Raw genomic sequence first — 10,963 nt, 5'->3', positions numbered from 1 at the left:
CTAGCCGTCGAGGAATTCCGCGACCGCACCGAGCCCAAATTCTTCGGTGACAAAGCTCTGCCCGATGCCGCGCGTCAGGATCAGCGGGAGCTTGCCGCCGCGCACCTTTTTGTCATGCGCCATATGGCCCGCGAGGGTCGCACCGTCGGTGTTGACGCCCGCGCTCGCGAGGCTGTGCGGCAGGTCGACGCTGGCCAGATGGTCGCGCACCCGCGCTGCATCTTCGGCTGGGCAAATCCCTTTCGCGGCAGAGAACTGGTGCGCGAGCACCATGCCCGCGGCGACCGCCTCACCGTGGAGCAGGCGGTCCGAATAGCCCGTCTCGGCCTCCAATGCGTGACCGAAGCTGTGGCCGAGGTTGAGCAGCGCGCGGATGTCCTGCGTCTCGCGCTCGTCGGCGGCGACGATGCGCGCCTTCGCGGACACGCTATGCGCGATCGCCTTGTGACGGGCGGCACTGTCGCCGGCGAGCAGCGCGGCACCGTTCGCTTCGCACCAGGCGAAAAATTCGGCATCGTCGATCAGGCCATATTTGACGACCTCGGCATAGCCCGCGCCGAGTTCGCGGCGCGGCAGCGTTTCGAGCGTCGTCGGATCGATGACGACGAGCGCGGGCTGGTGGAAGGCGCCGATGAGGTTCTTGCCCGCGGGGACATTGATCGCGGTCTTGCCGCCGACGCTGCTGTCGACCTGCGCGAGCAGGGTGGTCGGCACCTGGATGAAATTGCAGCCGCGCTTGACGATTGAACAGGCGAAGCCGACGAGGTCGCCGATTACGCCGCCGCCCAGCGCGATGACATGGTCGCCGCGCTCGACACCTTCGCCGATCAGCCATTCGGTCAGGCGCGCGAGGCCGGTCCAGCTTTTGGTGCCTTCGCCGGGTTCGAGCACGAAGGAAGAGAAGGAGATATCCTCCATCGCGAGCGACGTGCCGAGCGGGATCAGATAATGGTCGGCGACATGGCTGTCGGTGACGATCATCGTGCGCGGGCGCTTCAGCAGCGGCGCGACATGCGTACCGATGTCGCGGATCAGCCCGTCGCCGATCAATATCGGATAGCTGCGGCTGCCGAGGTCGACGGTCAGGCTTTCCATTGCGGATCTTCCCACTTTGACAGGGCCTCCAGGATCGCGCGCACCGTATGATCGTGCGGCGTGCTTGCCGAACTGACGCGAAGATGCGCCTCGGCATAGATGGGATTGCGGACCGCCGCGAGTTCGCGGAGCACCTCGCCGGGGTCGCGATTCTTGAGCAGCGGGCGGTGGCTGCGGCGGCCGACGCGCTCGACGAGGGTCGGAATATCGGCATCGAGCCAGATGCAAAGGCTGTCGCGCAGGATCAGCGCACGCGTTTCGTCGTTGATGAAGGCGCCGCCGCCAGTCGCGAGCACCATCGGCTTTCCGGCGAGCAGCCGGGCGATCACGCGGCGCTCTCCATCGCGGAAATGCGCTTCGCCGAACCGCTCGAAAATGTCGGAAATGCTGGTGTCGGCGGCGCGCTCGATCTCGTCGTCGGCATCGGCGAAGCGCATGCCAAGCCGCTGCGCGAGGCGGCGGCCGACCGTCGACTTTCCAGAGCCCATCAGCCCGACGAGCACGATCGACCGCTCGCGGATCGACGCGGGGATGGGCCCCGTGGTCATGGGGGCCGGGCTTTTCGGGTTTCGCGACATGGTCCGCGCGGCTATACCGCGAGGGCCGCGCGGGACAATGCTTTTGCTGCGTGTGTTATGAGACGAACGACAGGCATTGGATATTGCGCACGCGGGGCAGATCGGGAAAAGGCCGCTGGATTGCACGATTGATCGTGCTGGCGCTGATGCTGGTCGCGTTCTTTCTGTTCCTGCTGTTCCTGGGCCGGCCGATCGAGCCGCGAATGATTGAGGTGGACGTGACCGACAAGATTGCCGAAAGCGTGCCGCAATGAAGATGAAAACATTATCGCTCGCGCTCGGCCTGTCGGGAACCGCCATGGCGGCCGCGCTGGTGCTGCCCGCGCTCGCACAGGAATCGCTGTTGCCCGAAGGCTTCGGCAACCCCGCCGATGCACCGCGTCCGACGCCGGCGCCTTCATCGACGCCGACGCCTGCTCCCAGTTCGACGCCGACCAACGGGACCACTCCGCCGCCGGTTGCGCCGACCGTTGGTAGCACGTCGACGGCCGCGACCGCCGAAACCGGTGAAGAGGGTGAGGACGGCGAAGAGGTCGAATCGGGCGGGCTGAAATATGACCTGCCGCCGGGCGCGCGGCGCCTGCTCACGCGCATCGGGCCGCTGACCCCCGAAACGGGCGGGCTCGCACCCGACGCCTTCGGAGTGCGCGGCCAATATGCCGCCGCGATCATGAGCAAGACGAACGGCCAGCTCGCATCGCGTTGGGGGCAGATCCTGCTGCGGCGTTCGCTCGCCTCGGCGATCGATACGCCCGAGACGATCAACGGCGCCGATCTCGCCGCCGCGCGCGCGTCGCTGTTGCTGCGCATGGGCGAATCGATCACCGCGCGCCGGATCGTCCAGTCGGTCGACTACGACCGCGCGAGCCCGCGCCTCGTCGCCGCGGCGCAGCAGGCCTATCTCGCCAATGCCGATCCGGCGGGCATGTGTCCTTATGTGCCCGCAGGCCTTGCGCATGGCGACGAGCAGGCATGGCGGCTGTCGTCGGCGATCTGTTCGGGCCTGTCGGGCGAAGCCGGGCCCGCGGGCTGGGCGATCGGCCGCGTGCGGTCGAGCGGCAGGATCTCGAACTTCGACATATTGCTGGCCGAGCGCGTACTCGGCGCAACCGGCGCCGGTCGCCGCTCGACGACGATCGAGTGGGACAATATCGACCGGTTGACGAGCTGGCGCTTCGGCATGGCGACCGCGACCGCGATTCCCGTGCCCGAGGCGCTGCGCACCGCGGCGCCGTCCAATATCAAGAGCTGGACGGTGCTGGCGCCGATGACCGACATGGCAAGCCGTGTCGCCGCCGCCCCCGAAGCCGCTGCGCGCGGCGTGCTGTCGAGCGAGGCCTATGTGTCGCTGCTGAGCGCCGCAGCGAGCGAGGAAGAGCCCGCCGAGGCCGTGACGGCGCAGACCGATCAGCTGCGCGCCGCCTTCCGCCTGGCGCGCGGTGCCGATCGTTATGCCGCGATGGAACGGCTTTGGGGTACCGACGCCGGTCCGACCCAGCGCTATGCCGCGATGGTCGCGACCGCGCGTGCCGCGGCTGCGCTGCCCGTCGGTACCGAGGTCGGCGACGATCCGTGGCAGCTGCTCGGATCAATGCTCGCGGGCGGCTATGACGAAAATGCCATTGCGTGGGTTCCGACCGTTTCGGTCGGCAGCCGCGCGTGGGCTGTGCTCGCGGTGGGATCGCCGCGGCCGCTCACGGGGATGAGCGCAGGCGCCGTCGGAAGCTTTTCGGGCAGCGACGACAGCGCCGATACGCTGCGGTCGAAATTCCTGCTCGCGGGCCTCGCCGGTCTCGGCCGGCTCGATGCGAGCGCGACGGCGTCGGCGGCGAGCGACCTCGAGGTCGATCTTCGCAAACAGACGCGCTGGTCGCGCGCGATCATGGCGGCGGCCGAACGGCGCGAGCCCGGCATGGTGGCGCTGCTCGCGGCGGCGGGGATGCAGGGCGAATGGTCGAAGGTCCCGCCCTATCACCTCTATTATATCGTTCGCGCGCTCCGCGAAGTAGGCCTGTCGTCCGAAGCGCGGATGATCGCCGCCGAAGCGCTGGTGCGTGTCTGACGGTCTTTTGATCGATCGTTTTTTGGAGATGATGGCGGCCGAGCGCGGCGCCTCACGCAACACGCTGGCCGCCTATCGCCGCGACCTGGAGCAGGCTGCCGAATGGGTGAAAGGCCCGCTGGCAGGCGCGGATGCGGTGGCTTTGCGCAAATTGATGGCGGATTATCAGTCGCTTGCAGCGAGCAGCGCGGCGCGCAAGCTATCGGCGCTGCGCCAGTTTTTCGCCTTCCTGCTCGATGAGGGCGAGCGCGCGGACAATCCTGCGCTCGATATCGCACGGCCCGCGACGCGCCGTCCCCTCCCGCGCATCCTGACCCACGAGCATGTCGAGCGGCTGTTCGAGCAGGCCGAGGAGGAAGCGAAGGGGGAGGCGCCGCCTGCGACGGCGGTGCGGATGTTGCTGCTGCTCGAACTTCTTTACGGATCGGGCCTCCGCGCCAGCGAGCTGGTATCGCTGCCGCGCCGCGCGATGGCCGGCGAGCGCGAATATCTGATCATTCGAGGGAAAGGCGACAAGGAGCGGCTGGTCCCGCTGTCCGAACGCGCGCGTGCGGTGCTCGATCGCTGGGTGCCCTTCCTGACCAATGGATCGCCCTGGCTTTTCCCGTCGGGCAAGGCGCATATCTCGCGGGTGCGGCTGTTCCAGATGCTCCGCGACCTCGCGGGCCGCGCGGGGATCGATCCGACCGCGGTCAGCCCGCATGTGCTGCGCCACGCCTTTGCCACGCATCTGCTCGAGGGCGGGGCCGATCTGCGCGCGTTGCAATTGATGCTGGGCCACGCCGATATCGCGACGACCGAAATTTACACGCATGTCGATAGCCGTCGCCTCGTCGAGCTGGTCAACAAGCGGCACCCGCTCGCGCGGATGGAGGACGCCCACCCCGAAGTTGACGTTGCGCCGCCATCGTCCTAGCGACTGCGCATGACAGCCTTTCTGGACTTCGAAAAACAGGTCGCGGCGCTCGATCGGCAGATTGCCGAGCTGCGCGAAATGGGGGACGACCCCTCGCTCAACATCGATAATGACATTGCGCAGCTCGAGGATAAGTCCTCGAAATTGCTGCGCGATATCTATTCGAAGCTGACACCCTGGCAAAAGACGCAGGTCGCGCGCCACCCTGACCGCCCGCATTTCAAACATTATGTCGCCGGCCTGTTCGACGACTGGATGCCGCTGGCCGGCGATCGCAATTTCGGCGACGATCAGGCGATCTTGGGCGGGCTCGCGCGCTTTCGCGGCCGCCGGGTGATGGTCATCGGCCATGAAAAGGGCGACGATATTCCGTCGCGCATGAAGCATAATTTCGGGATGGCAAAGCCCGAGGGCTATCGCAAGGCGATCCGCCTGATGCAGCTCGCCGACCGTTTCGGGCTGCCGGTGGTGACTTTGGTCGACACCTCGGGCGCCTTTCCGGGAATCCAGGCCGAAGAACGGGGGCAGGCCGAAGCGATCGCGCGCTCGACCGAACAATGCTTGGCCCTCGGCGTGCCGATGGTCGCGGCGGTGGTCGGTGAGGGCGGTTCGGGCGGTGCGATTGCGCTCGCCGCCGCGAACCGCGTGCTGATGTTCGAACATGCGGTCTATTCGGTAATTTCGCCCGAAGGCTGCGCGTCGATCCTGTGGCGCACGTCGGACAAGGCGGCCGATGCCGCTGCGGCGATGAAGATGTCGGCGCAGGACCTCTTGGGGCTGAAAATCATCGACCGGATCGTTGCCGAACCCGTCGGCGGTGCGCATCGTGCCCCCGAGGTCGCGATTGCGGCGCTGGGCGATGCAATCGCGCAGGAACTCGACGCGCTGTCGGGGCTGCCGCGCGACAGGTTGCTTGCCGCGCGCGAGGATAAATTCCTAGCCATGGGCCGCGCTTAGGCGCGGTCCGGCGGAACCCGATCGCGGGTTATCGCGTTCCTTTTTCGAAATCGGACGGCCGCGATTCATCGCGCGGCTTGCCTTGCCGTGCGATGGGGATATCCCATAGCGACGGCGTGCAGTGGGAGGATTTCGATGAGCTGGAAGACCGGGAAAAAACTGGCGGCGGTGCTGGCGATGGGCGGCCTTGCCGCGACCGGCGCGGCCGACGCGCAGCTGAAGGCGATCAAGACCGCGACGAGCATTTCGCCCGCCGAGCGCAAGCAGGGCACCGACGCGCATCCGCAGCTGATGGCCGAGTTCGGCGGGGCGTATAATGGCCCGCAGGCCGCCTATGTGAACCGCGTCGGACAGAATATTGCCGTGCAGTCGGGCCTGTCGCGCTCGCCCAGCGATTTTACCGTCACCTTGCTCAATTCGCCCGTGAACAACGCCTTCGCGATCCCCGGCGGCTATGTCTATGTCACGCGCCAGCTGATGGCATTGATGAACGACGAGGCCGAACTGGCCGGCGTACTTGGGCACGAGGTTGGCCATGTCGCGGCGCAACACAGCAAGAAGCGCCAGTCGGCGGCGACGCGCAACCAGATCCTCGGTGTGCTTGGCGCCGTGCTCGGCGGAGCGATCGGCGACAATGGCGGGCTGCTCGGAGGGCTCGGCGGACTGCTCCAGAATAATTCGATGCGCGTGGCGCAGCTCGCGACACTGGGCTTTTCGCGCAGCCAGGAATTGCAGGCCGACCAGCTCGGCGTCCAATATCTCCGCAGCGCGGGATATGACACGATGGCGCTGTCGACGATGCTGACCAGTCTTGCCAACCAGACGACGCTCGACGCGCGGCTGTCGGGCGGCGATGCGCGGTCGCTGCCCGAATGGGCGAGCACCCACCCCGACCCCGCGTCGCGCGTGCGCAACGCCCAGTCGCTGGCGAGCCGGGCGGGCGGCAGCGGCGGCAACCGCAATGCCGACGCCTTCCTCGCCTCGGTCGATAATGTGCTCTACGGCGACGATCCCGCGCAGGGCGTGGTCGAGGGGCGCGATTTCCTGCATCCCGATCTCAAGCTGCGTTTCACGGTCCCCAACGGCTATGGCATGCAGAATGGCGCCGACGCCGTGTCGGTCAGCGGCAATGGCGGACAGGCGCAATTCACGACCGGCGCATATAATGGCGACATGAACGCTTATATCGCTGCCGCGTTCAAGGCGGTGGCGGGCAATGCGTCGATCAGCCCCGGGGCGATCCAGCGCACGACGGTGAACGGTATACCGGCATCTTATTCGACCGCGCGGGTGAACACGCAGTCGGGACAGGTGGACGTTACCGTCTTCGCCTATGAATTTTCGCGGAGCAGTGCATTCCACTTCGTCACGCTGACGCAAGCGGGCGGTAGCGGCGTGTTCAATTCGATGTTCAATAGCGTGCGGCGTCTGAGCACGGCGGAAGCGGCGGCGATCAAGCCGCGGCGGATCGATGTCGTGACCGTGGGCCGCGGCGATACCGTCGCCACGCTGGCGCGGCGCATGGCCTATAGCGATTATCAGGCCGAACGGTTCCAGGTGCTCAACCGCCTGACCGCATCGAGCCGCCTGACCCCGGGGCAGCGCGTGAAGATCGTCGTCTACGCCAGCCGGTAACGACGGCCGCAACGAAAAAAGGGCGGTGGATTGCTCCACCGCCCTTTCCGATCTCCGCCGCCATAAGCGGCGCGAGCATAGCCAGATTAGGAGTTCTGGCCGTCGAGCTCGGTCGAAACCTTGTTGAACGTGTTGCCGACGCTGTTGCCGACGGCGCCCATCGCGGCGATACCGGCGACGGCGATCAGGGCCGCGATCAGGCCATATTCGATGGCGGTGGCGGCTTTGGTATCGCGAACGAACTTCTTGATGAACTTCATGACTGGTCTCCTGATTTCACTTACCCTGTTGACGGTCTGGTCTGGGTCAACATCCGGGGGTTTAGGGCGAATAGGTTTTGAAAATCTTAATGCTACCCGCCCGAAACCGGTGTGCGGCGAGCCCGAAATGGGACAGCCGCCGGGTTGCTACATATTATCTTCGGCGGCGTTCGAGATCTTGTTCCACATGTTGTTGGCGGAGTTGGCGAAATTGCCCACCGAAACGACAGCGCCCAAAAAGATAAGGGCCAGAATCAGCCCATATTCGACGGCTGTGGCGGCCCTGGTCGACCGCATCAGCCTGTAAAAGTTTCGCATTGTTCCACCCCTGACTGAATTATAGTTCCCGAGGGTGTCATGTTTACATAGGAAGGTTAACAATTTGTCTGCCACGAGCCCCGGGAAACTACCAAAAACGCCGCTTGTCGTCGTGGCGGCGGCGCTCGTCGACCGCGACGGGAGGCTGCTGGTCCAGCAGCGCCCCGAAGGTCTGTCGATGGCGGGTCTCTGGGAGTTTCCAGGCGGCAAGCTGGAACCGGGCGAAACCCCCGAGCAGGCGCTGATCCGTGAACTGAGGGAGGAGCTTGCGATCGATGTCGACCACGCGTGCCTTGCGCCCGCCTGTTTCGCGAGCGAGCCGCTCGGCGACCGGCACCTGCTGCTGTTGCTCTACGTCTGCCGTAAATGGCGTGGAACGCCCGTGGCGCAGCATGCCAGCGCGCTGCGCTGGGTGCGCCCGGTCGAACTACACGGGATCGCCATGCCGCCCGCCGACAAGCCGCTGATCGGCCTGCTGGAGGTGCTGGTCTAGGTCTTTGGCTTCAATGCCTCGGCGAGAGAGGCGGTGCCGCTACCGCGCCGCGCGGGTTGCGGCTGGTCGGGATGCGGCGCCCAGCCGCTGAAATGGACGAGGCGGAATGTTTCGCCGATGCGGCCGTCGGGATCGGCCTGGCCCGCGAACGCGGCAGCGATCCGCGCGGCCTCTTCGCGCGTCAATGGCGGGGGCGCGGGTGCGAGCCGGCTCGACAAGCCCGCGGCGCGGATATCGCGCACCAGGGCGAACCAGTCGCCGTACCGCACGGTCAGCGCATCGACATCGACGACGGGCAGCGTAAAGCCGACCCGCTGCAGCAAGTTTCCCATCGCGGCGAGGTCGATCTGGGGATGTAGCCGCGCGATCGATCGCACCCCGTCGGCCATCACCGCGCGGCGCAGCCGGGGCAGGCTGCCGTCGCCGACAAAGGCGCCGAGCAGCAGGCCATCGGGCGCCAGCAGTGCGCGCAGGCGGACGAGCGCGCCGGGTACATCGTTGATGCTGTCGAGTCCGCCGGGCCAGAGGATGAGGTCGAAACTGGCAAAGGGCAGGTCGATGGCGTCCGCCTCGACCGCGACGGCGCCGGTTTGGGCGGCAAGACGCGGCCCCGCCTCGGCGATGGTAAGGTCGGTGCCGGTCGCGCGCAGATGATCGGCGAGCACGGCGTCATGCGCGCCGATGAGCAAGGTACGCGGAAATTCGCGCGTCACCATCGCCAGCCGGTCGAGCAAGGTTTCGGCGATCAGCGGTGCGAGGAAATTGGCCGACGCGGGAAGGCGCGCCATGCGGTCGCGCTGGGCGCGGTGGCGGGCCGGGGAGAAGAGCGGGCGTGGGGACTGCGACATGCGCCGCTTGTGCCGTCCCCGGCGATGCTTCACAAGCGGCTGATGGCGACGACGACGGGGGATGTCGAAAAAGAAGACGCGTCGGCCGGGGGGTGGCTCGGCGGTTTACGCGTCGCAGCGCGCGCGTTCGTCGATTATGCGCTGCCGCCACGCTGTCCCGGCTGCGGCGTGATCGTCGGCGAAGATCGCCAATTTTGCCTGACCTGCTGGTCCTCGCTCGACTTCCTCGACGGGCCGTCCTGCGCGCGTTGCTCGATCCCGCTGCCGACGGCCTTGCCCGGCGCACCGATCGCTTGCGGCGCGTGCCTTGCCAGCCCGCCGCCGTTCGACGGCGCGCCAGCGGCGGTCGCTTATGGTCCCGTCGCGCGCACCGTGGCGCTCCGCCTCAAATATGGGCGGCGCACCGGACACGCGCGGTTGATGGCGCGGCTGATGGCCCGGCAACTCGCGATGCTGGGGACGATCGACGATATGCTGCTGGTGCCGGTGCCGCTGCATCGCTGGCGGCTGTGGTCGCGCGGGTTCAATCAGGCGGCGCTGGTCGCCGACGAACTGGCGCGGCTGACCGGCGCATCGCGCGACCATCATCTGCTGCTGCGCGTCAAGTCGACTGCATCGCTGCGCGGCAAGGGGCGGCGCGAACGCGAGCGGATCGTCGCTGGGGCCTTTGCGCTGGCAACGGGCGCAAAGGCGCGCGCGGCGGGCCGCCATCTGGTGCTGGTCGACGACGTCCATGCCAGTGGTGCAACGCTGCGCGCGGCGGCGAAGGCGCTCAATCGGAGCGGCGCGGCGCGTGTGTCGGCGTTAAGCTGGGCGCGCGTCGTTCCCGATGCATTGATGGACGGCAACATATTTGACTTTGCTTCGTTGGATTCCGATATGACGGATGAAGGATGACAGGATAGCCGCATGGCCAAGATCGAAGTATTTACCAAATTCTTCTGCCCCTATTGCTCGCGCGCCAAGGCGCTGCTCGAGCGCAAGGGCGTCGAATATCAGGAAATCGACCTGACGATGGACCGCGCCGGGTTCGACGCGATGGTCGAACGCGCGGGCGGCGCCCGCACCGTCCCGCAGATATTCATCGACGGAAAACATATCGGCGGCAGCGACGATATGGCGGCGCTCGATGCGCGCGGCGGGCTCGATCCGCTGCTGGGTCTGGGCTGACCTTGATCGTTTTCGACCTGTGCTGCGCCGCCGATCATCGGTTTGAAGCCTGGTTCGCCAGCAGCGAGAGCTTTGCGCACCAGCAGTCGCGCGCGCTTATCAATTGCCCCGTGTGCGGCGATGCCGACGTCAAAAAGGCGGTGATGGCGCCGCGCGTTGGCACCAAGACCAACCGGCAGACGATGGCTCAGTCGGCCGCCGAGCCGTCCAGTTCGGACGAGCTGGCGCCCGAACTGGTCCGCAAGCTGCTTGGTGATATTGCCGCAAAGCAGGCGGAAATGCTTCCGCAGTCGCGCTGGGTCGGCCGTGATTTCGCCGACGCCGCACGCGCGATGCACGAAGGACGCGCGGCCGAGGATTTGATCCACGGCCAGGCCTCGCCCGAAGAGGCAGCGGCGCTCCGCGACGACGGCATCGCCGCGATGCCCCTGCTCGTGCCGATCGTCCCGCCCGAGGCGGCCAATTGATCCATCGCGATTGACGCTTTGCAGCGCGCCCCGCTACACGAGCGGCGGCGCACCCGTAGCTCAGCAGGATAGAGCATCAGATTCCTAATCTGGGGGCCACTGGTTCGAATCCAGTCGGGTGCACCATTCCCCCTCGATGATGGGCACCGGATAGACCGGTCTTA

At 66.6% G+C, this 10,963-nt stretch carries 13 protein-coding genes and 1 tRNA gene; 9 read left to right on the top strand and 5 right to left on the bottom strand.

The window, feature by feature from the left end; all coding sequences use genetic code 11:
* Positions 1 to 1,095 carry a 3-dehydroquinate synthase gene (aroB, locus tag GGC65_RS09065; protein WP_192646851.1) on the bottom strand — a complete coding sequence of 365 codons (1,095 nt, stop codon included), beginning with the start codon at positions 1,093 to 1,095 and terminating at the stop codon, positions 1 to 3.
* Positions 1,083 to 1,673 carry a shikimate kinase gene (locus tag GGC65_RS09060; protein WP_192646850.1) on the bottom strand — a complete coding sequence of 197 codons (591 nt, stop codon included), beginning with the start codon at positions 1,671 to 1,673 and terminating at the stop codon, positions 1,083 to 1,085. The genes aroB and GGC65_RS09060 overlap by 13 nt, the downstream gene beginning before the upstream one ends.
* A 256-nt stretch (positions 1,674 to 1,929) precedes the next feature.
* Between GGC65_RS09060 and GGC65_RS09055 the strand changes: the two genes are divergently transcribed.
* The 4 genes from GGC65_RS09055 to GGC65_RS09040 all read left to right on the top strand — a co-directional run bounded on the left by GGC65_RS09055 (position 1,930) and on the right by GGC65_RS09040 (position 7,243).
* Positions 1,930 to 3,735, top strand: a complete 1,806-nt coding sequence (locus tag GGC65_RS09055) for a hypothetical protein (RefSeq protein ID WP_225940745.1) — start codon at positions 1,930 to 1,932, stop codon at positions 3,733 to 3,735.
* A complete protein-coding gene (locus tag GGC65_RS09050) occupies positions 3,728 to 4,651 on the top strand; it encodes a tyrosine recombinase (RefSeq protein ID WP_192646848.1) in 924 nt (307 codons plus the stop codon). The genes GGC65_RS09055 and GGC65_RS09050 overlap by 8 nt, the downstream gene beginning before the upstream one ends.
* Positions 4,652 to 4,660: 9 nt before the next feature.
* The gene (locus GGC65_RS09045) at positions 4,661 to 5,608 is read left to right on the top strand and encodes an acetyl-CoA carboxylase carboxyltransferase subunit alpha (RefSeq protein ID WP_192646847.1); all 948 of its coding nucleotides are present in this window, start codon (positions 4,661 to 4,663) and stop codon (positions 5,606 to 5,608) included.
* Positions 5,609 to 5,743: 135 nt separating this feature from the next.
* A complete protein-coding gene (locus GGC65_RS09040) occupies positions 5,744 to 7,243 on the top strand; it encodes a M48 family metalloprotease (protein ID WP_413052722.1) in 1,500 nt (499 codons plus the stop codon).
* Positions 7,244 to 7,329: 86 nt separating this feature from the next.
* Here the strand turns inward: GGC65_RS09040 and GGC65_RS09035 are convergent, their stop codons facing one another.
* A complete protein-coding gene (locus tag GGC65_RS09035; RefSeq protein ID WP_192646846.1) occupies positions 7,330 to 7,503 on the bottom strand; it encodes a Flp family type IVb pilin in 174 nt (57 codons plus the stop codon).
* Positions 7,504 to 7,650: 147 nt separating this feature from the next.
* Positions 7,651 to 7,800 (bottom strand): Flp family type IVb pilin, encoded by a 150-nt coding sequence (locus GGC65_RS09030; protein WP_225940744.1) that lies wholly within the window; start codon positions 7,798 to 7,800, stop codon positions 7,651 to 7,653.
* Positions 7,801 to 7,885: 85 nt separating this feature from the next.
* On the opposite strand from GGC65_RS09030, the gene GGC65_RS09025 reads away from it, so the two are divergent.
* The gene (locus GGC65_RS09025; protein ID WP_192646844.1) at positions 7,886 to 8,314 is read left to right on the top strand and encodes a (deoxy)nucleoside triphosphate pyrophosphohydrolase; all 429 of its coding nucleotides are present in this window, start codon (positions 7,886 to 7,888) and stop codon (positions 8,312 to 8,314) included.
* On the opposite strand, the gene GGC65_RS09020 is transcribed toward GGC65_RS09025, so the two are convergent.
* Positions 8,311 to 9,162: a methyltransferase domain-containing protein gene (locus GGC65_RS09020; protein ID WP_192646843.1), complete on the bottom strand. Its 852-nt coding sequence runs from the start codon at positions 9,160 to 9,162 to the stop codon at positions 8,311 to 8,313. The genes GGC65_RS09025 and GGC65_RS09020 overlap by 4 nt on opposite strands.
* A 24-nt stretch (positions 9,163 to 9,186) precedes the next feature.
* On the opposite strand from GGC65_RS09020, the gene GGC65_RS09015 reads away from it, so the two are divergent.
* The 4 genes from GGC65_RS09015 (at position 9,187) to GGC65_RS09000 (ending at position 10,925) form a co-directional block, all read left to right on the top strand.
* The gene (locus tag GGC65_RS09015; RefSeq protein ID WP_225940743.1) at positions 9,187 to 10,059 is read left to right on the top strand and encodes a ComF family protein; all 873 of its coding nucleotides are present in this window, start codon (positions 9,187 to 9,189) and stop codon (positions 10,057 to 10,059) included.
* A gap of 12 nt (positions 10,060 to 10,071) precedes the next feature.
* Positions 10,072 to 10,332, top strand: coding sequence for a glutaredoxin 3 (gene grxC, locus GGC65_RS09010; RefSeq protein ID WP_037518367.1), 261 nt, complete (start codon positions 10,072 to 10,074; stop codon positions 10,330 to 10,332).
* Between the two features lie 2 nt (positions 10,333 to 10,334).
* Positions 10,335 to 10,799 (top strand): DUF1178 family protein, encoded by a 465-nt coding sequence (locus GGC65_RS09005; RefSeq protein ID WP_192646842.1) that lies wholly within the window; start codon positions 10,335 to 10,337, stop codon positions 10,797 to 10,799.
* 49 nt (positions 10,800 to 10,848) lie between these two features.
* Positions 10,849 to 10,925, top strand: a tRNA-Arg gene (locus GGC65_RS09000).
* Positions 10,926 to 10,963 lie beyond the last annotated feature (38 nt).

Origin of the sequence: Sphingopyxis sp. OAS728, from assembly GCF_014873485.1 — a bacterium.
Classification (GTDB): Bacteria; Pseudomonadota; Alphaproteobacteria; order Sphingomonadales; family Sphingomonadaceae; genus Sphingopyxis.
This window is presented reverse-complemented; position numbering and strand designations above follow the sequence as displayed.

Coding starts and splice junctions, on each gene's coding strand:
- aroB (WP_192646851.1), bottom strand. CDS start 1,095: ATGGAAAGCCTGACCGTCGACCTCGGCAGCCGCAGCTATCCGATATTG.
- GGC65_RS09060 (WP_192646850.1), bottom strand. CDS start 1,673: ATGTCGCGAAACCCGAAAAGCCCGGCCCCCATGACCACGGGGCCCATC.
- GGC65_RS09055 (WP_225940745.1), top strand. CDS start 1,930: ATGAAAACATTATCGCTCGCGCTCGGCCTGTCGGGAACCGCCATGGCG.
- GGC65_RS09045 (WP_192646847.1), top strand. CDS start 4,661: ATGACAGCCTTTCTGGACTTCGAAAAACAGGTCGCGGCGCTCGATCGG.
- GGC65_RS09040 (WP_413052722.1), top strand. CDS start 5,744: ATGAGCTGGAAGACCGGGAAAAAACTGGCGGCGGTGCTGGCGATGGGC.
- GGC65_RS09035 (WP_192646846.1), bottom strand. CDS start 7,503: ATGAAGTTCATCAAGAAGTTCGTTCGCGATACCAAAGCCGCCACCGCC.
- GGC65_RS09030 (WP_225940744.1), bottom strand. CDS start 7,800: ATGCGGTCGACCAGGGCCGCCACAGCCGTCGAATATGGGCTGATTCTG.
- GGC65_RS09020 (WP_192646843.1), bottom strand. CDS start 9,162: ATGTCGCAGTCCCCACGCCCGCTCTTCTCCCCGGCCCGCCACCGCGCC.
- GGC65_RS09015 (WP_225940743.1), top strand. CDS start 9,187: ATGCTTCACAAGCGGCTGATGGCGACGACGACGGGGGATGTCGAAAAA.
- grxC (WP_037518367.1), top strand. CDS start 10,072: ATGGCCAAGATCGAAGTATTTACCAAATTCTTCTGCCCCTATTGCTCG.